The following is a 26,231-nucleotide window of genomic DNA, read 5'->3' on the forward strand; positions in this document are numbered from 1 at the left end:
AGAGGGAATTTATCATCAAATAAGCCTGTTATACAGCTTTTGTAGTTCCGAGTTCCGTATTTCCAAACATTCACGCAACAGCTCTTTGCTAAGCTATTTGGATCGAATGGAAGACGTTTAAAGGGAAGTTACAAAATCTGAAAACAAAAAAACCGCGCTGAACACAGCACGGAATAGGCCTGGATGAAGATAATCCCGAAGGCGATTTATGATATCCGCATGTTCTTAACTAATATCAGGGTAACAACACGGCAACAAACAAACCTGTCCCCGAAGGGTACAAGCGCCTGATGGTACTCCCTGAATATGCAATTGCTTAGTTAAGAACGTTCACCGACATCAAAATCTCTCCCTTAATTGAAGATATAACCATACTATACGATTGGACAGGTGTTGAAGTCAAGGTCGACTTCTTTAATTCGATACAATGGTGATCATAAAAATAACATAATATATATTATCCTGAATTTCGAAAGCCCGTAAGATCAAAGAAGCCAGAGACTCACCGCTCAAAAAACCTGTAAGAATCAGGGTGTATTAACAGGGGGAATATTCCAAAACGGCTTACCGGCACGTAGATTCCCCCTCCCCAGGAGACAGGGCATCTACATTTCCATGTGAAATTTTAGGAGCGCTCATTCCAATAGGTCGATTCGATATTCCATCTGTTTCCAGGTGTGGCGATTGGCGAATGCCTTCGCCAGTTTGAGTACGATGCTTCGACTATGACTCACCAGGATGACCGCACAGTGGAAGAATTGCAGACGTAAAATTATTAATCTTTATTAAAAGAAGCACTTCAAACTGCCCCATGAAAGGACTACATGTAGCATGAAAAACAAGATATTAAATTAGGGCAGTGAGGCCAATTTGCTAGGCGCTATATATAACTACAAGCAAACACATGATCTTGAAGTATGACATTCATTTTATTTTGACGGGTGCATAATTGAGAAAAATAAACCGTTACAAAAAAGCGTGCCTTTAACCCGAGACACGCTTTTTTGTATGAAAACCACTAGTATAGGTGACTTCTATGAAGGATAGGCCCTGTGTGCTCTGTACTTCGTAGTTAAACCTTCAGCTTTGCAAGAATGTCCTCCATCTTCTTCAGCTTACGATAAACAGCGGAGCGATCAATTCCTAGCTGTCTGGCTGCTTCGGCACTATTGCCACCACAGACCTGCAGCATCTGCTGAATGTATCGTCCCTCGGTTAACGCCGTATATTCCTTCAGCCCGCTTAGTTGACTGCGATTGGCCTGAATGAAATGGTCCAATGTGAACCAGTCTGTAACTTGTTCGACCGGCTGCTGCTGGCGCAGCACGGTCTGATCAGTTACGATCAATCGTTCGATGTAATTACGAAGCTCACGCGCATTCCCATGCCATGGCTCGGCTAGCATTCTTTGAAATTCGTCCGCTGGCAATACATACTTTTTATCATATACCTTATTGAAATGAGCAATAAAGCTGGAAATCAGTCCGACAAGATCCAGTCTGCGACTACGTAGCGGCGGGATATGGATCGGAATGACATTGATTCGATAGTACAAGTCCTCGCGAAACAATCCTTTTTTCACCATACTCCATAGATCACGATTGGTAGCAAATATCATCCGGCATTGAATGAGAATGGCTTCGGTGCTCCCCACACGCCGGAATTCACCACGCTCAAGCACATCAAGCAGTTTGGCCTGTATTTCCAGTGGAAGCTCGGCGACCTCATCAAAGAACAAAACGCCTCCTCTGGCCACCTCGAACAAGCCTTGCTTCTCGTCCATTAAGCCGGGCATAGCCCCCTGAACATATCCGAACAGCTCATATTCGAATAATGCGGCTGGAATAGCGGCACTATTAATCGGAATGAAAGGTCCGTTCCACTTTGCGCTCTGGCGGTGAATGTATTTGGCAATTACTGATTTGCCTGTCCCTGATTCGCCCAAAATCAGTACTTTGCTATCGTAAGAAGCGATCTGGTCACACACCTGAATAATTTGCTTCATCGCCAGGCTCTCAGCAATGATCCCGTTATTCTTAAGTACAGAGGCTGAAGTGACTGAACGTTTGCTGTTCTCATACCCATGTGGCAGCGTAGGGGCAGCTATGATGGATAATCCACCTTTATAGTTGTTAGTACTGGTAACAACGAGCTGCACCTCATCTGTACTATCAAGTATTGGAAGAGCAGTGGACTTGAGCTTAAAGCCACGTACAGTGTTGATATACTGGGTTACCTTTTGTTTGGACTGTATTGCTTTCATTGTTATTGATTCCTTGTAGTAGCCGGCTTTCACCAGGTCCTGTACATTGTAGCGCAACAGCTCCTCCAACGGAATGCCGATAGTCAAGGCAGTGAATTCATTGGAGATTAAAATATTACCTTTGGAATCGGTGACAAACAGTGGGGCAGGGGACTGATCGCTCTCATCGGTGGAACGTTTATCTATACGTCGGGTCATGATCGATCAACTCACTTTTGGATTATCGAGGCTATGCTGAAATGATTGTTTCATTTTTATTATATCTGCTTTACGCTACGAACAACAGAGGTTACCCAGATAAAAATTAGCACGCAAATCTAATCAAAAAACGGACCGTTTCCTATTAAATATGGATATGGTCCGTTTTTTTCTTTGTTTACAAGTTATATTATACTGATGCTATCTGCTCACCGGTAATCTGTGTCTGTCCAAGACGATTTAGCAGTGCCTGCGCTTCGCTGAACATTGTCGTAATCATCTGCTCAACTGTCGTAATCTCGTCGCACAGGCCGCATATTTGTCCTGCCATGACCGAACCGCGATCTGTATCACCTTCGAAGACGGCTTTGCGCAGGGAGCCAAGGCTGATCTTCTCCAATTCGTCACGGGAGGCATGCTCTTGCTCCAGCTTGAGGTATTCGGCGATCATGCTGTTCTTGATGCTGCGGACGGGTCCACCGATGCTGCGTCCAGTAACCGTAGTGCTGGTATCGTCGGCGTCAATGACGGCTTGCTTGAAATTGTCATGCGTCGGGCATTCGACGGTGGTGAGGAAGCGCGTTCCGACCTGAACTCCCTGTGCGCCGAGTGCAAAGGCTGCTGCAATTCCGCGTCCATCGGCAATGCCGCCTGCGGCAACGACAGGGATGGATACGTTGCTAACAACCTGTGGAACGAGTGCCATGGTGGTTGTTTCACCGACATGGCCGCCAGCTTCTGTACCTTCGGCCACGAGGGCATGCACGCCGATAGCCTCCATTTTTTTGGCAATCTTGACGGAAGGGATGACGGCGATCACCTTAATGCCATGCTCCTTGAAGATTGGCATATACGGAGCTGGTGTGCCCGCGCCCGTCGTAACAATGTTGACTTTTTCCTCGACGATAACCTCGATCAATTCGGGAATATTATGCATCATCAGCATCAGATTTACGGCAAACGGCTTGTTGGTGGCTGCGCGAACTTTGCGAATTTCTTCACGAAGTACCTCAGCCGACATGCCGCCAGAGCCAATAATGCCCAGCCCGCCAGCATTGGATACAGCACTTACGAGTGGTTCACGGGCAATTTGGGCCATAGCACCTTGGAAAATAGGGTACTGGATACCGAGCAGTTCTGTAATATTCATGGTTAGTTCCTCCAATATAAATTTATAGGTTGTACTATACTTAATACTAAAAATAGTGATTTGCTAATATAGAAACGGATTGATCAAACGTTTTCAACAGCAGCTGGTGCAGGGTTCTTACTATTTTCCAAGGCCTTATACAGGAATGTCAGCGCGAACCCGACCAAGGCAATAACGAGCGCAATGTAAAAGGCGTTGGTGAATATGCCGTTATTGGCGGCAGCTACCGAGTTCGCAATTCGCGGTCCAAAGAATGCGGCACCGGAATAGCCGATAAAGGTTATTCCGTAGTTGACACCATAGTATTTCATGCCAAATTTCTGTCCGACGATTGAAGGGAAGACGCCCATCGTACCACCAAAGCACAGGCCGATGCCAATAATGGCAATAGAAAATCCAACTATGGAGCCGGATAATGCAAGTGTCAGCATCATGGTGGCAATGACCAGATAGATCATCATCAGACAACGCAGATGGCCAATCTTGTCTGATATGGCTCCCCAGAAAATGCGTCCCAGACAGTTGCTAAGCGAATAAAGACTCACGAACAAGGCTGCTATACTGGCCGATAGACCGAACATCGTCTGGCCAATGACGGAAGCATTGGATGTAACCATCATGCCAGATAAAGCGCCGATCAGGAACAGGCAAGCAATGACGTAGAACAGGGGTTGCTTGATCATCTGCCGCCAGTTCAAATTCACGGCAACCGGACGTAAACCTGACGTCTGCGGTGGTGTCCAACCAGCAGGGATATATCCTGCCGGACAAGCTTGAGTAAATAGCCCACCTGCCAAAATGACGATCAGAAAGGAGGTGCCAAGGATCATCATAGTGGTCTGAACTCCTGAGTGGGTAATCATCGCGTTTGCAAGTGGGGCAATGATTACTGTTCCACCGCCATAACCTGCGGTCACGATTCCAGCCGCGAGTCCGCGTTTGTCTGGGAAGAACTTGATAGTGTTACCGATTGTTGCCGCATAGACGACACCTTGTCCAAGACCAGAAATGATGCCATACGTCAGATATAGCATCCAAGGTGCAGTCGCAAGGCCAGTCAAGATGAAGCCAAGTCCAAACATGGTACCGCCAATGAAGATGGCAATTCTGGCACCTCCCCGGTCTACGAGCTTTCCGCCAAGAATCGCCGGAATCGGTGCAATTGCGCCGTTAATCGTAAAGGCCATCATAATTTCAGGCATGCTCACTGCAAGCATTTTACTCAGTGGCAGTGCAAAAATGCTGAAGGCGTAAATGGAGCCGACGCAAATATTGATCAGGGTCGCGGCGATTAGAATGCGCCAGCGATTCAGTTGTACATTTTCCATTTCGTGTTGGTCCTTTCATATGCAGGATCAGTGCGCGTGGGATGAAGCATTACTCCGCAATTCCATAATTCGTGTCTGGTAGTCCGTTTGACAGCTACCGGTATCTCCTGAGCTGTACTATACAGTAGTCAAAGCGTCAGCCTCATGCTTCGCTTGCTCGCTACCCTTGATCGTAATCACGTCATGCAGCTTACCCCAATGTTCACAGAACATGCCGGCGTCCATTTCCTTCAGTTCTGGTGAGATGACAGGCATGAAGTCCATCTGATCGAGAATCTGGGTCTGCAAATCAATGCCAGGCGCGATCTCTGTCAGTGTCATTTTTCCATCTTGCAGCTGGAATACCGCACGTTCCGTCACATAGACGACCCGCTGCTTGACCTTGGTCGCATAAGAGCCACTGAAAGTAATTTGCTGAACCTCCTTCAGGAATTTCTTAGTTTTACCCTCCTGTACAATCCGAAGCTTGCCGTCCTCAACAGCAATTTGCAGGCCTCCTGCTGTGAAAGTTCCGGCAAAGACGAGCTTTTTGGCTGATTGGGAAATGTTGATAAAGCCGCCACAGCCCGTAACACGGGTACCGAACTTGCTGACATTCACATTCCCGGATTCGTCGGTCTGAGCCAGCCCCAGCACGGAGAGATCAATACCACCACCGTCGTAAAAGTCGAACTGGGACACATGATCTACGATGGCCTCAGAGTTGTACGCATGCCCAAAATCCTTGATGCCTGCTGGTACGCCGCCGACTGAGCCTGCTTCGGTTGTCAGAATCAATTGGTCGCTGACGCCTTCCTCTGCCGCAACCGTAGCCACACATACCGGAATACCCACGCCAAGATTCAGAACGGTATTTGGTACTAGCTCAGCTGCGGAGCGACGGGAGATAATTTTACGCTCGTCGAGCGGAATCACTTCCATGGCGTCCATCGGTACCTTCACATGTCCTGCGAAGGCAGGGCTGTATTGTGTGTTTTCAGTCTGGAAATGATTTTGCGGTTCGGAGATAATTAGATGATCGATCAGAATGCCTGGCACTCTAACATCCTTCGGATGCAGGGTCCCGTTCTTGGCCACAGTCTCTACCTGAGCAATTACGATACCGCCAGAATTGCGCACTGCCTGAGCAATCTGTAGAACCTCCATATGCAGGCCTTCCTTTTCCAGCGTCAAATTCCCGTTCTCGTCAGCTATGGTACCGCGGATCAATGCGACCTGAATCGGGAAGCTCTTATAGAACAGCCATTCTTCGCCTTCCAGTTCAATCAGCTTGACGATCTCCTCCGTTGTGCAGGCTGACATTTTGCCGCCTTCCACACGAGGGTCGACGAAGGTCTCCATGCCTATCTTGGTAATGACACCTGGGCGCTTGGCTGCAATTTCACGGAACAGCTGTGTGATTACGCCTTGCGGCAAATTGTAGGCTTCACATTTATTGTCTTCAATTAATTTAGCCATAGCAGGCGAAGCAAGGGCGATCCCGCCGATCCAGCGTTTGATCAGACCTTCATGGCCTAGATGGCTCATTCCCTTGGTCCGGCGGTCGCCGACCGCACTGGCATGAACAACTGTTAGGTTGCGAGGATGACCAGATTCCAAGAATCGTTCTTCGATGGCGATACCCATCTCCTCGGCCCAACAGGAGAGCCCAAAGCCGCTTGCGGCAATGGTGACTCCATCCGGGATAAGTGCTGCTGCTTCACTCGCTGAAATGATTTTGGACATAGAGTGCTCACTCCTTCAATAAAATGGATTGAAATCATATGGATATAAGTACATAGATTAGAAGTTCACATTACGTGCGGGCAAGCTGCCGAGTGTCATGTGCAAGCTAATTGCCGTCATCACGGAATAAGTAGAATAATAGAAAAGCGGATATTCTGTTTATTGTGTGAAAACATTCACTTTCACTCCGGAATGAATTGTGAATATTTTCACTTGAATCATAATGCGTGTTTTTTTTCTCGTCAACCGGGGGCCAACGACTCGGGATAGAGGTGAGGAAGTGTAGCAAAATTGCAAATATGATGAGGGGTGAAAGGTAAGAAAAGCATGCAAATAAGGAAGAAAAATTGTTTATGGCAAGGGGCCTGAGCATAATAGAGCCTTGGAACACGGGATATAAAAGGAACGATGTCTTGTTTCAATAAGAAGAATCAAGGGGAGCCGAGGGAAAGTCTGGGGAAGTTATTATGCGTTAGCAAAAATGCAACACTTTCTTGATCTTGTGAGAATGGACGATGGGCAGAGGAGCCATTAAACCTGAGGGTACTGGGGATATTCAGCAAGTAAGCACTATGTAAGTCCAATACATAACAATTCATATACCCAGGGCGAAGGGAGAATTCTGCATGAACAGTTTAAGGAGTTCATAAATAATGAAAAAAATTTATGTTGTCTGTCGAGGTAGATTTTTTCGCAATTTTGCTACGATATACTTTTTCGGAAATGGAAATACTTGACTGTAGAAACTTGGCATTACTTAGCTATCACAGTCCGTCCCGAGCTAAGAGCTAGGTTTCGAGCCCTGTCCTCGAAGGAAGCAAACGCCTGATAAATGAAAAAGATATTGCTGGCTTGCGCAGGAGGATTTTCTACAAGTATGCTGGTGGAGAGAATGAAAGAGGCGGCTCGTGCACAAAATGTGGAAATTGTAATCGAAGCTTGTAGTGAGAGTAGCATAAGAGAGCATATGCCGGTCAATATTGTTATGCTGGGCCCCCAAATGGGACACGCGGAAGATGACGTGAAGAAAGAAGTGGGCAACGAGATTCCAGTCACTGTAATCAATATGATGAATTATGGAATGATGAATGGAGCGAATGTGCTGAAAACAGCGCTGGATATGATTTAAATCGCCAACTTTATAAAGCGTTATCATTCCTCACATTTAAACCTTTAAGACTACTTATAAGCAGTCTTAAAGGTTTTTTATTTCTGTATCCATAAGTTATGTTCAAGCATCCATATTTTGAAAATTCGATAAATTAAACAACAGAGATTAGATATTGATATGTTAAAACTACAGAATAGAAAATTAATCTCGCAATAAATATTATGTTAACTTAGTAGCGAATGGATGTTATTATCTTTTGGATGAGAATGATAATCATTATAATTGTAATCATGAATGGAACTCGTATACACTACGAATCCAGATAAGGGAGGAAGCGATAACAAGATGAAGATACATAATTCTCCGTCTACATTTAATGATTACTATAACCATATAACCATATAGCCGATTCAAACCTTATAAACGATGAAAATGATCTCACTCAATCGGCATTGAAACATGAGCATATTTATCATATACCCGAATAGTGGGGAAGCGGTGTGCATCGTACACATTTTTTACGTAAAGGCTTCGAGCTTTCGCACAGTAAAATGCTATTTCATGATCCAGTCCAGATTACAAGAAGGTTCGGTACGCCTTATTTAGAGCTAGCGCTGAACATCGACTATTCAGCCGCCTGTTCCGTGGATGGCTTTCATTCAGAGCATAGGTTATCTCCATATCTACGACATGGTTCGATTCTCTTGAAGGTGTTTTGATTTGTCTCACGTTATGGGGTCAGTCTCATCCCCATTAATGCTAGTAGGGTGTTTTTCATTAACAGGAGTGTCCTTATGACAAATGATGAGCATTCCTGGTTTCAAGAAGCAAAAAAAGTATAACCGAGGCAGGGATTTAAGACGTCCTGCAGTGCCCGCCCTTTGGGTATTGGTAAATCAGGACAACAGGGCCATGATGAGGGCTCTGAGGCCTGCGGAAACCAGGAGGAATAACACTGTAAAATTATAGGAAGAATAGGAGCGATTCAATTTTATCTATAGTATAATGGTTACTTCAATATGGGATGAAAACAGGGAAAGAGGAAACGAATGCCTACTATACTGGTTGCTGACGACGATGCGAACATTCGCGAACTCGTCTGTTTATTTCTACGCAACGACGGATTCGTAACAGCCGAAGCCGCAGACGGTAAGGAAGCACTGACCGTCTACGCTACAAGGCATATCGATCTTGTCGTGCTCGATATTATGATGCCGATAATGGATGGTTGGACGTTATGCAAGGAGCTCAGAAGAGCCAATCCTGATCTTCCCTTACTTATGCTGACTGCGAGAGGCGAAACATGGGAGAAAGTGAAAGGTTTCGAACTTGGAACAGATGATTATTTGACGAAACCGTTTGATCCACTAGAATTGACAGTTCGGGTCAGAGCACTGCTGAAACGCTATCGGATTGGCACCACGCAGACGATCCAGTTCGGCAACGTCATCCTTGATCGGCAGACCTATAAGGTGATGAGAGGGACGGAGTCGCTCACGTTGCCGCTCAAGGAGTTCGAATTGCTGTATAAGCTCGCTGGAACACCTGGACAAGTGTATACGCGCGAGCAGTTGATCGATCAAATTTGGGGGATCGATTATACTGGAGATGATCGAACGATAGACGTACATATTAAACGCCTGCGCGAACGGTTCGCGACTACACCCGATTTTCGTATCGAGACGGTGCGTGGGCTTGGCTACCGGCTTGAGGTTTACGAATGATCAGATCCTTATATACACGTGTTGTCCTGACATTTCTGGTCTCCGTCCTAGCGGGGACGATCATTGCTTTTTTTATAACATTTTGGGTGTTTGAAGAGAAATTGAACGAAAATTTGCAAACCACCTTATTTAACTTTGGTCAGGACATTGTCCGGGTTTACGAAACCATTCCGTTACGTGAAGCGGACTTATTTGTAAGTGGAATGAAACAACTCGATTCCTATTATATTCGAATTTTCGATGAAACGGGGCAGTTCCAGTCTTACGGAACGCTTAACGGACAAAATCCTGTTACTGTGACGATGGATCAAGTAAGGAAAGTATTGGATGGAGAAGTTGTTCAAGTTAATCCGAGTGGTGTTTCAACGAACCTCTTGGGACTGAGGTTGAAAACGGAAATGGGAATGAGAGCGATGTTTGTGGAGCCTCTTATGTATCCTTCCGCCTCTTTTGCCCAAAAATGGTTATTTACTTTTTTGACCTATTCGTTGGTAACAGGAAGCCTATTGATTTTGGTTGCTTCTATATTCCTAGTTAGACCGATCAAAAAGCTAACAAAAGCGACCAGACGTGTAGCAGTTGGAGATTTCAACGTCAAGCTGAATATTAAGCAAAAGGGTGAGCTAGGTACTTTGGCTCGCAGCTTTGAAGAAATGATGCATGATCTACAGCAACTTGAGCAGATGCGTAGGGAGTTCGTCACGAATGTGTCGCATGAAGTTCAGTCGCCGCTCACCTCGATATCCGGTTATGCTATAGCACTCAAGCAAGTAGACATAGCAGATAACGAGCGAAGCCGTTATCTCGATATCATTATCGCGGAAGCAGATCGGATGTCCAAGATGAGCGATAGCCTGCTAAAGCTGAGTTTGCTTGAATCGCAGTCACAGCAGATGCGGCAGGACACGTTCAGCCTTGATGAACAGATCAGACGAGTCATCGTCGCGTTCCAGCCGCAATGGTCGGCTCGCAACATCCGTTTCGAGCTCAATTTGAAGACCGTTCGCCTATTGGCGGATCAAGATCAATTAAACCAGGTATGGACGAACATACTCGGTAATAGCATCAAATTTTCCAAGGATGGCGGCGTTATTAACGTCAGCATCAAGCAAGATATCAAAAGCGTAACAGTTCGAATATCCGATACGGGCATTGGTATTTCCCTTGAGGACCAGAAGCGTATATTCGAGCGGTTTTTTAAAGCTGATCGTTCCCACAGTCGAAAATATGGCGGTAGCGGTATGGGACTCGCCATCGTTAAACAGATCGTATCGCTTCATCAAGGCGACATTCGAGTGGAAAGTGAACCCGGCCAAGGAACGGCCGTCATTGTCACCTTGCCAATCACAACGCCACCAGATTAGTTAGATTCATAGGGTATCATTCGGATGATCTAAACCGCATTTTCATGATACAGCATTATGTGCAGCTTCCTTGGACAACGTAGCATTTTTTTGCTTGTTCATACTCCGTTCATATTGTCGTCATAGGGAGTACATCTTCTTTCGTTAAGCTTTCATTAGCGGCTCGTTAAGGTAGCCCAACAAACAGAATGGGGACAGGAGAAGTTAAGCGTGAAACGAAGAGAGGTAATGAAAATGAGGAATGGAACGAGAACAAATAAAGTACGAAGCGTTTTGCTTAAAATAATAGGAACAATAATTATAGCAATCGTGCTTTTTCTAGCCGTTGTCTATACAGTTAATATTATCAGCAGCAAATCAGAGCAAGGAAAAATACAATCCTATGGTCAGTTCGTACCTGTAGATGGGAAAAAAATGAATGTTTTGATTCAAGGAAAAGGCGAAGAGACCGTCGTGTTACTACCAGGTTATGGAACAGCAGCACCAGCACTTGATTTTAAACCGCTAGTAGAAGAGCTATCTCCATTTTACAAAGTCGTCGTTATTGAGCCTTTTGGTTATGGATTAAGTGATCTAACCGAAAAGGAACGAAACACAGAGAATATTGTAAGTGAAATTCATGAAGCTTTACAGAGTCTTAAAATTGACCGATATATTTTAATGGGTCATTCCATTGCAGGCATTTACGGACTGGATTATGTGAACAAATATGAAAACGAAGTGAGTGCTTTTGTAGGGATTGATAGCAGTGTTCCAACACAAGGTGGTATGGATGCTGAATTACCAATAAAAACGTTTAAATTTCTCAAAAAATCAGGTTTAGCCAGATTGGTGATGAAACTAACTGGTGACCCATATGCTGGACTACCCTATGGTGATGAAACAAAAGAACAAATGAGAATTCTTTCTCTCAAAAACATGTATAATTCCAGCACCTCAAACGAAATGGAAAATATTTATCCTAATTTTAAAGCAGCTAAAAATTTAACATTCCCAAAAAATCTGCCTCTTATTTTCTTTATACAAACGAATAATACAGATGTGGAAAGATGGATACCACTACATGAAGAGCAAGTCAAAGATTCTGTTCATGGAAAAGTAACGACACTTGAAGGAGAACATTATTTACACCATACCAAATCAAAGGAAATCGTTGAAAACTTCAGGAACTTTATGAAAGAAATAAAATAAGTGCACTGAAAAAGGTACCTTCCTATTGATGACAACAGGCAGGGGAGCGTATCGTCCAATTGCTGAACGAGCCAGTGATGCCGGGTGACCAGCTGCCTTCGGAAAGACACGACATTAAGCTGAGGCGCATAAGCTTTGGGTATGGTGACCAGCCTATACTGCGGGATGTGAGCATGTTTATGCCATTCCGTTCTTTCACAGCGCTTATAGAGCCTTCTGGTAGCGGAAAAAGTACGGCCTGTATGCACGAATGTGGAAAAGACAGCATGAAGGAAGAGAGTCATAATCTGTATGAAATCATGATACAACATTAAGAAACCCGCCCCCGGAGGAAGCCATATCATATCCCAGGGGCGGTTTCTTGTGCTGTTATTTAGAATCATCGGCTATGACAGCTTGTACGGGCTGCCTGTCACGAAGCAATGGTAACAATAGCATTGCTCCGACCAAAAACAAGCCGGCGCTCACGGTATATACGGTGTTAAGGGAGGATTCGTGTTTGAGTGTTCCCCCGATACTCATACCGACGACCATCATCCCAGAGAATAGTGGAGAGAGGGCACCACCGACGCGACCGATAAAAGCAGCTTCGGCGTTTTTCATCATCATTGTGTTGATACCGATATGAATGCAAGGATAAAATAGGCCACTGAAAACTTGTAGTGCCATGGTCAGCACAATATTATGCGACCATCCGACTCCAAAGGTTGTCAGTGTGCTGACCAAAAGTCCGGCCACCAGCAGCAATTGCGGCTGTACTTTTTTGGCAACCCCCATAATCAGGCCGCCTCCCACCAGCATAGCCGCTCCGTTCGCCATTAACGGCCATTGCAGGAATTCCTTGTTTTGTCCAAGGTTCTCGATGGCGACAAAAACCATTAATGGTTGAATAAGTCCAACCGCCAGCCCGATTACGGTAAATGTTCCCCCAAGCGTGCGAAGTGTGCGGTTATTCCATACATAACGTATTCCTTCTTTAAGCTCTTGAATGAAATGAGTTGGTTGATTATCTATCTCAAGCGCTTGTTCATCTTGTGGAATACGAGTCAGAACAAGCGCCGAGATGAGAAACAATATTCCGGTTATAGACATTGAAGTGAAAATTCCAAAGTGTTGATAAATAAATGTGCCGATAACAGGGCCGATAACCATAAATAATGCCATGAGAGATTGAAAAAGGGCCATCACTCCCTGTAGCTGTTCTGGTGCTACATGCTGCTTAAATATCTTCATCGCAGACGGCTGAGAAAATTGAGATAGAATGGCTGAAAAGAAAGTGGACAGCAAAAGCACCTGCCATGACCCGTACCATAACGCTAACAAGACAATAAAAATAGAAGCCGCGGATAGCAAATCGCAACTAATCATGGTCCGTTTGGGTCGCCAACGGTCCGCGAATGTTCCTCCAATGATAGCGAACAAAAAAATAGGCATGAATTCAGCAACCGAAATGAGCGATACGTATACGGGATCATTATTAGTCAAATCTGTTACATACAACAGTATGGCAAAGTTGCGCACCCAAATGCCCAAATTTAGCAGCGCATTGGAAGCGATAATGGTCCTTATATATGGATTTTTAAACAACAACAAACTCTCCTTTCCTGTTTTCAGGGCGCAACCCCCTTGAAATATCATTTTATATAAACAAAATATATTTTTGTCTATATAATAATAGATAATATAATAAATCAACTACTGATTAGTCAAATGTTTTTTGAAATCATGAAGAAAGTAGAGCATGGAAAATAAAGAGGTCAATGATCCTTAAGGACGTGAATTAGAATAGTGGTAAAAGTACTCACTTTAAACTTGTGAATTGGGAATGATATCTAAATAAAAAAACGATCAACATAATAAATATTATGTTAACTAAAATGTTTATCTAGTAATAGGGATCTGAATCCGATGTACCTTTTAAAATCATAGTGATATAATTACGCGTACATGCCTGAAAAGGAGCGAATGGAACGTAAATGAACTTTCAAGTGGATTTTTTATCTTTTTTTGTAATTCAGGTAGATGGAAAAGAAGGACAGGGTGGTAAGTCCTATAAGCATTACGCTACAATGGACGATTACGATTATGACGAAAGCGATGTTAAAAAATTTCTGGACGGGGAATTTGCTCGTATTAGCAAGCGGAAGGTTGAAAAAAACCCCAGCACAGAGCAGGCACCGACCAAAATCGGCCGCTTTATCGTCGAACCGGAGCATGAATTGAGCAGTAATCCGAATTTCAATATGTTCGCCCGACTGCGGGCAGCAGAGGATAAGGAAGATTTTAAAAATGCTTGTGACGATCTGGTGCGGATGTATCTGGATACGAGCGCAGTACGCGGCGGAGCGCTGATCATTGTACAGGCTACCTTGAATACACACTCGGATGATCCGTTTATTTTTGTGCTTAAATGTGATTTCGAACCTAAAATTGCCAGAATTACTGAAAGCAGTCTGGTGAGTGAGGTCGAAATGGCTATTTCTGCCCGTAATATGAAATCCATCATGTATCCTTACATGCTTGAGGAAGGGATGAACGATGAGTGGGAGCTTAAAATTCACCAGTCTTCGCATGCCCGGTATTTTGAAGATTTTTTGAAATTCGTGACCTATGAGCAGTCCATGCCGGAAATCGTCAATGAGCATGTCATGGGCTTCGTTCAGAACTATGTAGAAACCAAATGGCCGGATGCATCTAATGAGGAAAGACAGCAGGAAGAGCGCGATCTGGAATTGTGGGCGGCTAGCGAAAAACGGGATCTGCAAGGGAAATGGGAACCCCTTCAGGTTGTAGAGGCTGCACAGCATATTGTCGAGCTGAAACCAGAAATTGAAGTTCGTTTCAAACTAGATGATACGGCCGTGCGTGGGCTACTGTCCGACTTTGGCGCCAAACTGCATATCACGAAACTTCATGATAGATATGCACTTATTATTGAAGGTGATGCATTTACGTTTGAAAAGGGATTTTCACCGATTGAGTTGCTCCAACCTGAATCGTTTGAAACGGTGGCTGAGCGGCTAAAAGAGAAACGCCAGCATGAACATGAGGATGTGGATGGCGATACGCCACCTTGGTAATTCGATTGCATAGCAGGACGACAAACTGAACTTTTACATTATAATGACTAAAAAACTGGCCTCTCAACGGAAATTACCGCTGTGGAGGCCAGTTTTGTTTAGTTTTTACGTTCGCAATCTACATATGAACTTTGCTAATTTGATCTTTCAGCTTGTCCGCAGATTGAAGCAACCTTGCACGCTCCTCGTCATTGAGCGGAAGATCCAAAATTTCACGTACCCCATTGTGATCTACAATACTTGGAACACCTAAATATACGTCAGATACTCCGTTATAATCTTCCAGCAAGGTGGACACATTAAGTACAGACCCCTCGTCCCCGAGAATGGCGGCTACGATTCGGTCGAGAGCCAGCCCGATAGCATAAGAAGTTGCGCCTTTAGCATCTATAATTTCATAGGCAGCATTCTTGGTATTTTCAAAAATTTCATTTTTCGTTTCTTCACCCAGTTCCAGTGGAGTTCCAGCTACGTTGGCTGTGCTCCATACAGGTAACTCGGAGTCACCGTGTTCTCCAATAATATGGGCGTGGATGCTTCGTGGATCGATGCCCTTTTGCTTCCCGATCAGATAGCGAAAGCGTGCGCTGTCCAGCAACGTTCCTGATCCAATGACTCTGCTTGAAGGCCAACCACTGCGTTTCCAAGAGATGTAGGAGAGGATGTCCACTGGATTGGTTGCGATCAGCAAAATGCCGTGTGTATTGACCTTGACGATATTATCAATAATACTTTCAAAAATTTCGGCATTACGCTTCAGCAAATCAATGCGCGTTTCTCCCGGCTTTTGTGAAGCCCCTGCTGTAACAATAATGATATCTGCATCACGGCAGTCTTCATAATCACCTGCCCACACTTTGACACCCCCGAGAAAGGGAAGCCCATGATTCATATCGAGCATTTCCCCCTTCGCCTTTTTGACGTTGACATCAATAAAGACAAGTTCTGACATGCGTTGGCGCAGCAGTAGGGTATAGCCGGTTGTTGTACCAACCGCTCCCATGCCGACAATGGCCACTCTACTTCGTTTGTAAGGTTTTAAGCTCATAAAATCCTCATCTCCTTCTCGGGTTGTATACCTTTTCATTTTGGGCTATTTCTTAAAAATTTATCTTTCCAACTTAGTGTACCGTATATATTTACCCACCGCAAAGAATTATGACATTTTTCCTTGACTTCAAAGGCGAGCTCGCTAATAATTAATCGAATGATAAGAACACGCACTAAAGCGTTGCAGCACCGATATTGACGCATGAAATTATGGAAAGAGGATTCGGCATATGGACTTATTTCGAAAAAAAACAGGACTGCTCCCGCATGAGGAAAGCGGATCTACAGGTCACTTAAAGAGAACAATGGGTGCCTTTGATCTCACCATGCTAGGTGTAGGATGTATTATCGGTACCGGGATTTTTGTTATTACTGGCAAGGCAGCAGCAGAAAATGCAGGTCCTGGATTGATGCTCTCCTTTGTTATTGCAGGTATTGCCTGCGTACTAGCAGCCTTGTGCTATGCGGAGCTTTCATCTACAGTTCCCGCAGCTGGGAGCGCTTATGCGTATAGTTATATTGTATTTGGAGAAATTTTGGCCTGGGTCCTGGGGTGGGACCTGATTCTGGAATATGGAGTGGCGGCCGCTTCTGTGAGTAGTGGATGGTCTGCTTACTTCCAAGGCTTGCTGGCTGGATTTGATGTACATTTACCGCTGGCTTTAACCGCAGCCTTCGATTCAACCAAGGGAACCATTATTGATCTACCAGCCGTGTGTATCATTATGCTCATCACATTGTTACTGAGTCTCGGAGCCAAGGAGACGGTCCGATTCAATTTAATAATGGTTTGTGTTAAAGTCGGAGTTGTATTGCTATTTATTGGGATCGGTATTTTTTATGTTAAGCCTGACAACTGGACACCATTTTTGCCTTATGGTTTTTCTGGTGTTTTGAGTGCTGCGGCAATCGTATTTTTTGCTTATCTGGGTTTTGATGCCATCTCAACTGCAGCCGAAGAAGTTCGCAATCCGCAGCGGAATATGCCCATCGGCATTATTTCCTCACTAGCGATCTGCACGGTACTGTATATTGCGGTTTCAGTTGTACTAACAGGAATGGTACCTTATACGCAGTTGGGGGTAAGTGATCCTGTTGCGTTTGCTCTCCGCTTTATTCATCAGGATTTTGTAGCCGGATTGATTTCAGTCGGTGCGATTGCGGGGATGACCACCGTTTTACTGGTGCTGTTGTTTGGTCAAACGCGGTTAATTTTCTCTATGTCACGCGATGGCCTTTTACCCGTTTTTTTATCTAAAATAAATATCAAAACTCAAACACCGATACGAAGCACTTGGCTGGTGGGCAGCATTATCGCATTGGCTAGTGGATTGTTCCCATTACATGCACTGACCAATTTGACGAGTATTGGAACCCTGTTCGCTTTTGCTGTGGTATCGGTAGGGGTTATCGTGCTGCGCAAGAAACGCCCTGATTTGAAAAGAGGCTTTACCGTGCCGTGGGTGCCGTTGCTCCCGCTTTTAAGTGCTTTGGTGTGCATCGGTCTGATGCTTCAGCTTCATATTAGCACCTGGATTGGATTCATTGTGTGGCTCCTGCTTGGATTGCTGATCTATTTCTTCTATGGATACCACAAAAGTTTGTTGAACCGTAAATCTTAATAAATTCTAGTTTAAAAAAGCCGGCATCCTACACTTTTGTGAAGGGTCCGGTTTTTTTTGTCATTACGCGAAAAGTGTCACATAGAGGCGTTTATGGTATAATTCTGTTTCAGATAAGCTTTTGGCACGTGATTACAGCATGCCATCGAGGGAGGATTTTTATATGAAACTGCGCTGGCGTGCGCTCTTGGGGGGAGTACTGCTGCTGACGGGCATTCTACTGACTGCCTGTTCTGCTGAAGCCCCAGAAACGTTAACTAAACCTCCGATTGAGGAACCTGATGACCAGGGTCAGACGATTACTATTAATCCACCAGTGACTCCAAAGGTGGGCGATCCCAACGCCAAATATGTAGTTCAGACGCGAATAGCGGATTTTCATTTAATTGATAACAATAAAGGGTTAGTTTGGGGAGTTACCCATAATGAGCTCCGGCTTTATGATACTCATGATGGCGGAAAGACATGGAATAATATTTCTCCCTCCGAAAACGTTCAATTTCAAGACAAGCTTGAATATGGAAAGGACATCAGTTTCACTGATTCTCGTCACGGTTGGGTTGTCCGTCAAAATTTGGACAAAACAGCAACCGTCATTCTGAGAACAGCAGATGGAGGACAGAGCTGGGATGTTTCAGCGCTTCCAAGCGGGGATCATGTGAGCTCGATTCAATATGTAAATCCAACTACTGGCTGGATCATGGCATATGTAAAACTGAATGAGCAGGATGAACAAAAACTGTTGTATCACACCACTGACGGGGGAGCCACGTGGAATAAAGTTGCGCAAAGTTCTGATATGACATCCAACAAAACAGGCTCAGGTTTACCCGATCGGGGCAGTCTAGCGGGAATGAGCTTTTCTTCCAACAATCAGGGTTTTGTAGCGATCAATCTGGATAGCAGTGTTAAGTTATACAAGACTTCGAATCAAGGGAAAACCTGGACTCCGGTAGCTAACAGAATACAGGGCTGCCCTCAGGCCAAAGCAGAAGCTCAGCAGTCTCTGAAAGGGAGCAGTTCCTCGTATTGGATTCCGGTTCTTTGCTATGGGGCTAACGGCACAAAATATAATGGACTGTTTACAAATGATACAGGGGCCCAATGGAGCGGTGTGCCTTTGGGTCTGAGTAGCAGCATTAATTCTATTATCCCTGGCCGTACGTTTTTAAACGAAAAGGAAGGGTGGATCATAACTGAAACCGGAATGAGCCATACATTGGATGGGGGGAAGACGTGGACAAGCCTCACAGGCAACAAAATACTACCTTTGAAGCTAAAAGACTACCCACGATCGGTCAAGCTCCGTTTCGCTTCTTCTTCGGTGGGTTGGCTCCTTTTGGAACGCCTTGATGACAAGAAGTCACTGCTGCTGAAAACGACGGACGGCGGTGCGAACTGGAGAATTTTATAATCGCTATAAAGCTGATTGCCCTGGGTGTTTTTCCCAGGGCGTTTTATTTTTAAAAAATTTAAATTTTATACGACTATATGTGAAAAAAATCACAAACTAACGAATAAGCCGCTGTTATACTAAACCTGTAAACAACGATAGGAGTGATAATCATGAGAGCGAATCAGGATCATATGTTAACCCAATACTACCTTCAATTTTGTTATACTTGCCAGGATGCCTATGGTTGCACGACTGAAGAGGACTGCAAGCAGTGTGCAGAGCGTTATGCTGAAGACGAAGATCATGAAGTTCTGGATGAAACACAACGTTATCTCCAGCTTGTACATGTGTAAATCGATGCATCATTCTGATATCGCCATATCTTGAGCCTCCCGGATTATTCCGTGGGGGCTCTTGGCGTTCTTGAGAGTTGCTATCAAATTTGGGCAGGAACATACATATACTGTTATAGAAAGCTTAGGTCAGGTCAGGATGCCCGGTAGTTTCCCTGTGGAATGCCTGGCGGAGAGGAGTGCGGTGCATGGGTTTTGAGTCATTATGGATGTTCGATTGGCTGGGCACGGTACTGCCCGTATTTTTCGTTGTCGTGTTGGGTATTGTCGTGTTGTCTGCAGGCAGGGAAGTCATGGAATGGAGTCGGAATAAAAGGCAGCCTGTATTGACGGTCGGTTCCCGAATTACAGCCAGAAGGACACATCTCCAACAGAGGCGGCAGGAGGAACAAGGGACTCGTACCTATACTTTCTATTACGTAACCTTCGAGGTGGAAAGTGGCGACCGGATGGAGTTTAAGGTATCTGGGGAAGAATATGGTCAATGCGCTGAAGGGGATGAGGGACGGCTTACTTTTCAGGGTACAAGGTATATCGGGTTTCAGCGTCTTAATCGCTATAGCTTGGAACAGGTTAAAATGTAGAATTCAGTCTAATGTTCTTGGATTCATTTACAGCCTTCTGCGAGAAACCAGGGTAGGGGGCTGTAGATGTTTCTTGTACAGCACATTTTGGTACATATATACTAGAACAGAGTAGTTCAGAGGAGGAATGATTTGTGTCATTTGAGGGACAAGTTGTTATTGTAACAGGAGCGGCGCATGGCATCGGGAAAGACGTCGCTTTTGCCTACGCTGCTCAGGGTGCCCATGTTGTATTTGCGGACCACAATGAGGAAGAGGGTGCCGCAGCCGCTGCAGCAGCCCGTAACGAGGGCTATCAGGCCATTTTTATTCCTTGTGATGTGCGGAAGGAAGAAGATATTGTAGCGCTAATCCGTGCCACGGAAGAAGAATACGGTACGATTCATACGCTAATTAACAACGCTGGCGTGTCCAAATGGAAATCTCCATATGAGTTAACGATAGCAGAATGGGATGACATTTTGAATACAAACGTACGCAGCTGTTTTATTGCCACTAGGGAAGCGGCTAAGGTAATGAAACGAAACGTAGAAGGTGGCTCTGTGGTCAATATGACCTCTACACGAGCTTTCATGTCAGAGCCGGATACAGAAGCCTACGCGGCATCCAAAGGAGCCATCGCGGCCCTTACGCACGCGATGGCTATATCGCTAGGAAAGGACGGGATTCAGGTCAATTGCATCAGTCCAGGGTGGATTGAAACCGGGGATTATGAGCAACTGCGTGCAGAAGACCATCAACAGCATCCGTCTGGGCGAGTAGGAACCCCTAAAGACATCGCACGGGCCTGTCTGTATTTGACACAACCCGGCAATGATTTTGTAACAGGCACGAATTTGGTAGTAGATGGCGGCATGACACGTAAAATGATTTATGAGCCATAATAAAAGCCTAAATGAGTAGTCCCAATCTTGGGGCTATTTTTTTGTTTTCTGGACTGTCACCCATTGGGCATTTGTACCATACGATAGGGTATGTGATGGAGAAGCGAGGAGGGGACGCGGTGGCTGTAATCAAGACCAACTCAGAGGATGTAAGGACCCTGGCCCGGCTCATGCGGGCTGAGGCCGAAGGCGAAGGAGAGCAGGGAATGCTCATGGTCGGTAATGTTGGGGTGAACCGGATTTTATCCAATTGCCTGGATTTCCAGGGCATACGTATGATGAATGACATGGTGTTTCAAAGCCCCGGCGGGTTTGAGGCTACTCAGAAGGGGTATTTTTATCAGAGGGCCCGTGATCGGGACATTCGACTTGCCCAGCGTGTAATCAATGGGGAGAAAATACGTCCGGCATCCAATGCATTATGGTTTTTCAGACCTGCCGGAGACTGCCCAGATACCTGGTATAGCCAGGTCAATACCGGACGTTTTAAAGCACACTGCTTTTTTAGCCCGACTGTACAGGATTGTCCTAATGTATATTAGACAATTTACAGAATGGCTTGAAGAATTAAATTAAAACCATTTTAGGAGGAATTTACATGATTTCACAGCAAGCTTACCGTCCCGTATCTTATGCTTCCGGCAATGGATATCCCGAATGGCCAAGAGGGATGACTCCAATCGGAACCATGCAGCCTATGACTGGCTTTCCACCTCAAGTAAGTAGTGGCAGCCCTATGACACCAACGGGTACCGTAGTGCAGGTTCAGACTCCGCAATACGAGCAATCATACATCGAAAATATTTTACGCTTGAACTTAGGAAAAACGGGAACTTTTTATATGACCTATGAAAATAACCGGGAATGGAATGCGAAAATATTCAAAGGTATTCTGGAAGCAGCAGGTCGGGACCACATTATTATTAGTGATCCGGCGACGGGCAAACGGACCATTCTACTGATGCTAAACCTGGACTATGCAACATTTGATGAGCCATTGTTGTACCAATATCCCGGCGTCATCGGGAACCCGGGTGCATCCCCGGTTCGCTGATGCCTTCATATATATGAGTCTACATCCTCTGCCAGACGGCAGGGGATGTATTTTGTTTATAATCTTTCTCAAATATAGTAGCTTTCTTGGTGGTAAGCGGCGAAAACGAGAGCTTTATGACCTAAATGATAGGGGGGCTCTTTTTTCTGACATTGCTTGTGGTTTGACTGTATAGAGTATAGTTATATAATTAAATATAAGCTGATGAATGATCTAATCATTTATGCGGATTATGGCTTTGGAAGCCGGAAGGAGTGAACGTGTTGGGAAGTTGACGCTGCTTATGATGTGTTATCGTTCTGTCTATGATGAAACTATCCGAAGGAGGTGCGCCTGTCTGCCGTAATGACGGCTGATGGGGAGCATATTGAGTGACCCTTTACCGAGTATGTTTAACTTATTTATTGTTTTTGCATTAGTACTATTGAATGGTTTTTTTGTATCTGCGGAATTTGCCATGGTGAAGGTCAGAGGCAGCCGTATTGAAACATTGGTGGAAGCGGGCAATAAAAAGGCCGTGTACGCCGCCAATATGTTACACAACTTGGACGCTTATTTGTCTGCCTGCCAGTTGGGTATTACACTAGCATCGTTGGGACTAGGATGGATCGGAGAGCCGGCCATCGCACATTTGATCGAACCTGTATTTACAGCCGCCGGATTAGGAGCGGTATATGTGCACGGTACTGCCGTGGTTATTGCATTTATTGTCATTACGATTCTGCATATTGTGTTGGGTGAATTGGCGCCCAAAACGATAGCTATTCGTAAATCTGAGACCATTACGCTGTATTCAGCCATGCTGATGACTTGGTTTTACAAGTTGATGTATCCATTCATATGGGCGTTGAATGGAATGGCGAACAGCCTGCTGCGTTTATTCCGTCTGGAGCCGGTATCTGAAAATGACGATTCCGCGCATACCGGAGATGAAATACGCATTCTGATGAAAGAAAGCAATAAGAGCGGACTAATTGATAATACGGAATTGGCGCTTGTTGATAATATATTTGATTTTACCGACACGACCGCCAGGGAAATCATGATTCCGCGAACTGAGATGATCTGCTTATACAGTAATGAGTCCACAGAAGAAAATCTCGCGATTGCGACGGAAAGCATGAGAACCCGTTATCCAATCTGCGCCGAAGATAAGGACCATATTATCGGATTTATCCATATTAAGGACCTTCTACGGGCGAACACACTGGATACCCGTACGATGATTCGACCGATTCTTGCTGTCCCTGAATCTACGCAAATTAGTGATCTGCTCAAACGCATGCAGCGCAGCAAGACGCAAATCGCAATTTTGATTGATGAATATGGCGGTACATCGGGTATGGTAACACTGGAAGATATTATGGAAGAAATCGTTGGTGAAATTCAGGATGAGTTCGATCAGGAACGTCCGAGTTGTGAGCAGATTAATGACGAGGAATTTTCCATTGACGGCATGTTATTAATTGATGAAGTGAACGATCGCTTTGGACTGGATCTTGATCATGAGGATTATGATACGGTAGGGGGCTGGCTATACTCACATGTCGAGGTTATTCCCCCACAACCTGGCCAGTCTGTAGTGTTTGAGGGATGTATGTTCACGGTAGAAGAAGTTGAAAACAAGCGGATTTCACGTATTCGGCTGATAAAACAGCCTATCATCGTGGAAGAAGCAGGAGTCTCATAACGGAATAAATCTAGAGAGCGACCTTGAACGATGTGGGGTCGCTTTTTATTTTGTCTTCTTTACAGAATGGACATGAATTGATATGATGTTTGTGTTATTGTCAACCTAATTATATCATATTAGGTTGACAATAAAAAACTTCCTCTACGCTGAAAATATTTTCCATTTACATGATCATTAAATTTTGGGAGGCAAGAAGTATGAATTTACTAAACAAGGTTATAGAATGGGACTCGTTGGCTGAAAAAGCAATACATGGCAGTCGTGTATCGCTGGAAGAAGGCATAGCGGTACTGGAAGCCGACGATGAGGAATTATTACCGATTATGCAAGCTTCATTTCGGGTGCGGCATCATTTTTATGAAAAAAAAGTAAAGCTCAACATGATCATCAATGCCAAAAGTGGTCTATGCCCGGAGGATTGCGGTTATTGCTCACAATCTATCGTATCCACGGCGCCTGTGAGCAAGTATAGTATGTTGGACAAGGAATCACTGTTGGCTGGAGCTAGGGAAGCCGTAGCACGGAGAGCAGGGACCTATTGCATCGTAGCTTCCGGCAAAGGTCCAACAGATCGAGAACTGGATCAGGTGATTGAGGCAGTACAAGAAATTAATAGCACGATGTCGCTCAAAATTTGCGCCTGCTTGGGGATTCTCAAGGGAGATCAGGCACGGCGGTTGGCAGAGGCTGGGGTACATCGATACAATCATAATTTAAATACAAGTAAGGCCAACTATCCCTCGATTACAACCACACATACATACGATCAACGCGTCGAAACTGTGAAAATGGCTCAATCTCACGGAATGTCTCCATGCTCTGGCGTTATTATCGGGATGGGGGAAACGAATGAGGAAATCGCTCAAATGGCTTATGCTTTACGCGAGTTAGATGCTGATTCTATTCCAGTTAACTTCTTGAATCCAGTCCCGGGAACCCCGTTGGAGGGAGCAAAGCGAATATCACCTATCCAAGCTTTGAAGGTGCTGGCACTGTTCCGCTTCATCTGTCCATCCAAAGAAATACGCGTTGCAGGTGGACGAGAGTTGAATTTACGCTCGTTACAACCGCTATGCCTGTATGCAGCGAATTCAATTTTTGTAGGAGATTATTTAACGACAGAAGGCCAAGAGGTCACATTTGATCATCAAATGATTGAAGATCTTGGTTTCGAAATTGAGATGTGTGCCCTTTCAGCCGTATAATAGAAATTGTACAAACTTGGAAGGGAGAGTTAAACGATGAGCGAAAAAGTATTTATTAGTCCAGGTAAATATGTGCAAGGGAAAAATGTGATTGATAAAACAGGTGAGTATGTTAAGCCATTAGGTCATACTGCCTTGGTTATTGCGGACAAGCTGGTTTGGGAGATTGCAGCCGACCGCGTGGTAAAAAGTCTGGAACAGGCTGATATTACGGCGGTTAAAATTGAGTTTCAAGGGGAAGCATCCAAAAATGAAGTCAACCGTATTGCGGATCAGGGACGAAGCGCCCAGGTCGACATTGTCATTGGTGTAGGTGGTGGTAAAACACTGGATACTGCCAAAGCCGTTAATGAACTACTCGGTTCCTCGGTTGTGATTATTCCAACAACCGCTTCTACAGATGCACCCACCAGTGCACTATCCGTTTTGTACACCGATGAGGGTGCATTTGATACGTATTCCTTTTTCAGTAAAAATCCGAGCTTGATTCTGGTGGACACGAAAGTTATTTCTCAAGCACCGCCTTTGTTCCTCTCCTCAGGCATTGCGGATGCTATGGCGACGTGGATTGAAGCCCGTGCGGTCATTGAAGCTCGCGCAACGACAATGGCTGGTGGTTTGCCAACCTTGGCGGCAGAAGCCATTGCGTCCAAGTGTGAGGAAGTTCTTTTCGATTACGGACTGCAGGCTTACGAATCCGTGAAACGCAAAGTCGTCACACCTGCGCTTGAAGCGGTAGTGGAAGCCAATACGTTGCTAAGCGGTTTGGGCTTTGAAAGCGGCGGTTTGGCAGGCGCACATGCGATTCACAATGGTTTTACCGTTCTGGAAGGAGACATTCATCACCTAACACATGGTCAGAAGGTAGCTTTTGGCACCTTAGTCCAGCTTGCTTTGGAAAAAAGACCTTTGTCCGAGGTGGAGCGGTATATTGACTTTTATCTAAAACTCGATCTGCCTGTCACGCTGGAAGACATTAAGCTCCAGGAAGCTTCCCGAGAGGATTTGTACCGGGTAGCTCAGGCTGCTACCAAAGAAGGCGAAACTGCTCACAATCTACCATTTGCTGTCACAGCGGATGATGTGCTTGATGCGATTTTAGCGGCTGACCAGTATTCACTTGCCTACAAGGCTAAAATTGGACATAGAAACTAACCCGATACAAAATAAAGTAGAATCAAAGGTCGCTGATCAGCGGCCTTTTTCCTATTATTTAACTTGCAGCTTATGTTATGATTTTTATGGCCCATAATCAG

At 44.9% G+C, this 26,231-nt stretch carries 21 protein-coding genes and 1 pseudogene; 16 read left to right on the forward strand and 6 right to left on the reverse strand.

The genetic code is table 11. The features are described 5' to 3' along the window. Positions 1 to 1,072 precede the first annotated feature (1,072 nt). The 4 genes from ACQW03_RS24155 to ACQW03_RS24170 form a co-directional block, all read right to left on the reverse strand. Positions 1,073 to 2,461: a sigma-54 interaction domain-containing protein gene (locus ACQW03_RS24155; RefSeq protein WP_071641015.1), complete on the reverse strand. Its 1,389-nt coding sequence runs from the start codon at positions 2,459 to 2,461 to the stop codon at positions 1,073 to 1,075. 190 nt (positions 2,462 to 2,651) lie between these two features. Next, complete coding sequence (locus ACQW03_RS24160) at positions 2,652 to 3,611, reverse strand: DUF561 domain-containing protein (RefSeq protein ID WP_023988901.1); 960 nt, start codon at positions 3,609 to 3,611, stop codon at positions 2,652 to 2,654. A gap of 83 nt (positions 3,612 to 3,694) precedes the next feature. Further along, complete coding sequence (locus tag ACQW03_RS24165) at positions 3,695 to 4,939, reverse strand: L-lactate MFS transporter (protein ID WP_071641014.1); 1,245 nt, start codon at positions 4,937 to 4,939, stop codon at positions 3,695 to 3,697. A 117-nt stretch (positions 4,940 to 5,056) separates the two neighbouring features. Continuing rightward, entirely contained in the window at positions 5,057 to 6,664 is a 1,608-nt protein-coding gene (locus ACQW03_RS24170; protein ID WP_076293642.1) for an acyl CoA:acetate/3-ketoacid CoA transferase, read from the reverse strand. 832 nt (positions 6,665 to 7,496) lie between these two features. On the opposite strand from ACQW03_RS24170, the gene ACQW03_RS24175 reads away from it, so the two are divergent. The 5 genes and pseudogenes from ACQW03_RS24175 to ACQW03_RS24195 all read left to right on the forward strand — a co-directional run. Next, a complete protein-coding gene (locus tag ACQW03_RS24175) occupies positions 7,497 to 7,793 on the forward strand; it encodes a PTS sugar transporter subunit IIB (RefSeq protein ID WP_023988898.1) in 297 nt (98 codons plus the stop codon). Positions 7,794 to 8,824: 1,031 nt separating this feature from the next. Further along, positions 8,825 to 9,499 carry a response regulator transcription factor gene (locus tag ACQW03_RS24180; protein ID WP_028541655.1) on the forward strand — a complete coding sequence of 225 codons (675 nt, stop codon included), beginning with the start codon at positions 8,825 to 8,827 and terminating at the stop codon, positions 9,497 to 9,499. Beyond that, positions 9,496 to 10,863 (forward strand): sensor histidine kinase, encoded by a 1,368-nt coding sequence (locus ACQW03_RS24185; RefSeq protein WP_441952157.1) that lies wholly within the window; start codon positions 9,496 to 9,498, stop codon positions 10,861 to 10,863. Before ACQW03_RS24180 ends, ACQW03_RS24185 begins: the two co-directional genes overlap by 4 nt. Positions 10,864 to 11,091: 228 nt before the next feature. Next, positions 11,092 to 12,054: an alpha/beta fold hydrolase gene (locus ACQW03_RS24190; RefSeq protein WP_441952474.1), complete on the forward strand. Its 963-nt coding sequence runs from the start codon at positions 11,092 to 11,094 to the stop codon at positions 12,052 to 12,054. A gap of 32 nt (positions 12,055 to 12,086) precedes the next feature. After that, positions 12,087 to 12,290: pseudogene (locus tag ACQW03_RS24195) on the forward strand (ABC transporter ATP-binding protein); the annotation flags it as partial. Positions 12,291 to 12,423: 133 nt separating this feature from the next. Here the strand turns inward: ACQW03_RS24195 and ACQW03_RS24200 are convergent. Next, entirely contained in the window at positions 12,424 to 13,641 is a 1,218-nt protein-coding gene (locus ACQW03_RS24200) for an MFS transporter (protein WP_220029568.1), read from the reverse strand. Positions 13,642 to 14,030: 389 nt separating this feature from the next. Here ACQW03_RS24200 and ACQW03_RS24205 point away from each other — a divergent pair, with 389 nt between their 5' ends. Next, positions 14,031 to 15,134, forward strand: a complete 1,104-nt coding sequence (locus tag ACQW03_RS24205; protein WP_071641004.1) for a DUF3900 domain-containing protein — start codon at positions 14,031 to 14,033, stop codon at positions 15,132 to 15,134. 118 nt (positions 15,135 to 15,252) lie between these two features. Here ACQW03_RS24205 and ACQW03_RS24210 read toward each other — a convergent pair whose 3' ends face one another. Next, entirely contained in the window at positions 15,253 to 16,182 is a 930-nt protein-coding gene (locus ACQW03_RS24210; protein ID WP_013310450.1) for an L-lactate dehydrogenase, read from the reverse strand. Positions 16,183 to 16,414: 232 nt separating this feature from the next. Between ACQW03_RS24210 and ACQW03_RS24215 the strand changes: the two genes are divergently transcribed. The 10 genes from ACQW03_RS24215 (at position 16,415) to ACQW03_RS24260 (ending at position 26,130) form a co-directional block, all read left to right on the forward strand. Continuing rightward, entirely contained in the window at positions 16,415 to 17,806 is a 1,392-nt protein-coding gene (locus ACQW03_RS24215) for an amino acid permease (protein ID WP_220029567.1), read from the forward strand. Between the two features lie 163 nt (positions 17,807 to 17,969). Continuing rightward, positions 17,970 to 19,220, forward strand: a complete 1,251-nt coding sequence (locus tag ACQW03_RS24220; protein ID WP_071641000.1) for a WD40/YVTN/BNR-like repeat-containing protein — start codon at positions 17,970 to 17,972, stop codon at positions 19,218 to 19,220. A gap of 152 nt (positions 19,221 to 19,372) precedes the next feature. Continuing rightward, positions 19,373 to 19,555, forward strand: coding sequence for a hypothetical protein (locus ACQW03_RS24225; protein WP_025720704.1), 183 nt, complete (start codon positions 19,373 to 19,375; stop codon positions 19,553 to 19,555). Between the two features lie 188 nt (positions 19,556 to 19,743). Beyond that, a complete protein-coding gene (locus tag ACQW03_RS24230; protein WP_013371386.1) occupies positions 19,744 to 20,139 on the forward strand; it encodes a DUF2500 domain-containing protein in 396 nt (131 codons plus the stop codon). 134 nt (positions 20,140 to 20,273) lie between these two features. Further along, entirely contained in the window at positions 20,274 to 21,023 is a 750-nt protein-coding gene (locus ACQW03_RS24235) for an SDR family NAD(P)-dependent oxidoreductase (RefSeq protein ID WP_076293649.1), read from the forward strand. 119 nt (positions 21,024 to 21,142) lie between these two features. Beyond that, positions 21,143 to 21,565, forward strand: a complete 423-nt coding sequence (locus ACQW03_RS24240; protein ID WP_071640994.1) for a cell wall hydrolase — start codon at positions 21,143 to 21,145, stop codon at positions 21,563 to 21,565. A 56-nt stretch (positions 21,566 to 21,621) separates the two neighbouring features. Continuing rightward, positions 21,622 to 22,077, forward strand: coding sequence for a spore coat protein GerQ (gene gerQ / locus ACQW03_RS24245; RefSeq protein WP_023988884.1), 456 nt, complete (start codon positions 21,622 to 21,624; stop codon positions 22,075 to 22,077). A gap of 388 nt (positions 22,078 to 22,465) precedes the next feature. Continuing rightward, positions 22,466 to 23,767 carry a hemolysin family protein gene (locus tag ACQW03_RS24250; RefSeq protein ID WP_179085934.1) on the forward strand — a complete coding sequence of 434 codons (1,302 nt, stop codon included), beginning with the start codon at positions 22,466 to 22,468 and terminating at the stop codon, positions 23,765 to 23,767. A gap of 200 nt (positions 23,768 to 23,967) precedes the next feature. Further along, positions 23,968 to 24,975, forward strand: a complete 1,008-nt coding sequence (gene bioB, locus ACQW03_RS24255; RefSeq protein WP_076293650.1) for a biotin synthase BioB — start codon at positions 23,968 to 23,970, stop codon at positions 24,973 to 24,975. A 36-nt stretch (positions 24,976 to 25,011) separates the two neighbouring features. Then, on the forward strand, positions 25,012 to 26,130 hold the full coding sequence (locus ACQW03_RS24260; RefSeq protein WP_076293651.1) for a glycerol dehydrogenase: 1,119 nt from the start codon (positions 25,012 to 25,014) through the stop codon (positions 26,128 to 26,130). The last annotated feature ends 101 nt before the right edge of the window (positions 26,131 to 26,231 follow it).

This window comes from Paenibacillus sp. DRB1-1, assembly GCF_052119485.1.
Taxonomy (GTDB): domain Bacteria; phylum Bacillota; class Bacilli; order Paenibacillales; family Paenibacillaceae; genus Paenibacillus; species Paenibacillus polymyxa_B.

What these genes read in the sequence shown, in the direction of transcription:
- ACQW03_RS24155 (WP_071641015.1), bottom strand. Translation starts at nt 2,461, where the DNA reads ATGACCCGACGTATAGATAAACGTTCCACCGATGAGAGCGATCAGTCC.
- ACQW03_RS24160 (WP_023988901.1), bottom strand. Translation starts at nt 3,611, where the DNA reads ATGAATATTACAGAACTGCTCGGTATCCAGTACCCTATTTTCCAAGGT.
- ACQW03_RS24165 (WP_071641014.1), bottom strand. Translation starts at nt 4,939, where the DNA reads ATGGAAAATGTACAACTGAATCGCTGGCGCATTCTAATCGCCGCGACC.
- ACQW03_RS24170 (WP_076293642.1), bottom strand. Translation starts at nt 6,664, where the DNA reads ATGTCCAAAATCATTTCAGCGAGTGAAGCAGCAGCACTTATCCCGGAT.
- ACQW03_RS24175 (WP_023988898.1), top strand. Translation starts at nt 7,497, where the DNA reads ATGAAAAAGATATTGCTGGCTTGCGCAGGAGGATTTTCTACAAGTATG.
- ACQW03_RS24180 (WP_028541655.1), top strand. Translation starts at nt 8,825, where the DNA reads ATGCCTACTATACTGGTTGCTGACGACGATGCGAACATTCGCGAACTC.
- ACQW03_RS24185 (WP_441952157.1), top strand. Translation starts at nt 9,496, where the DNA reads ATGATCAGATCCTTATATACACGTGTTGTCCTGACATTTCTGGTCTCC.
- ACQW03_RS24190 (WP_441952474.1), top strand. Translation starts at nt 11,092, where the DNA reads ATGAAAATGAGGAATGGAACGAGAACAAATAAAGTACGAAGCGTTTTG.
- ACQW03_RS24205 (WP_071641004.1), top strand. Translation starts at nt 14,031, where the DNA reads ATGAACTTTCAAGTGGATTTTTTATCTTTTTTTGTAATTCAGGTAGAT.
- ACQW03_RS24210 (WP_013310450.1), bottom strand. Translation starts at nt 16,182, where the DNA reads ATGAGCTTAAAACCTTACAAACGAAGTAGAGTGGCCATTGTCGGCATG.
- ACQW03_RS24215 (WP_220029567.1), top strand. Translation starts at nt 16,415, where the DNA reads ATGGACTTATTTCGAAAAAAAACAGGACTGCTCCCGCATGAGGAAAGC.
- ACQW03_RS24220 (WP_071641000.1), top strand. Translation starts at nt 17,970, where the DNA reads ATGAAACTGCGCTGGCGTGCGCTCTTGGGGGGAGTACTGCTGCTGACG.
- ACQW03_RS24225 (WP_025720704.1), top strand. Translation starts at nt 19,373, where the DNA reads ATGAGAGCGAATCAGGATCATATGTTAACCCAATACTACCTTCAATTT.
- ACQW03_RS24230 (WP_013371386.1), top strand. Translation starts at nt 19,744, where the DNA reads ATGGGTTTTGAGTCATTATGGATGTTCGATTGGCTGGGCACGGTACTG.
- gerQ (WP_023988884.1), top strand. Translation starts at nt 21,622, where the DNA reads ATGATTTCACAGCAAGCTTACCGTCCCGTATCTTATGCTTCCGGCAAT.
- ACQW03_RS24250 (WP_179085934.1), top strand. Translation starts at nt 22,466, where the DNA reads ATGTTTAACTTATTTATTGTTTTTGCATTAGTACTATTGAATGGTTTT.
- bioB (WP_076293650.1), top strand. Translation starts at nt 23,968, where the DNA reads ATGAATTTACTAAACAAGGTTATAGAATGGGACTCGTTGGCTGAAAAA.
- ACQW03_RS24260 (WP_076293651.1), top strand. Translation starts at nt 25,012, where the DNA reads ATGAGCGAAAAAGTATTTATTAGTCCAGGTAAATATGTGCAAGGGAAA.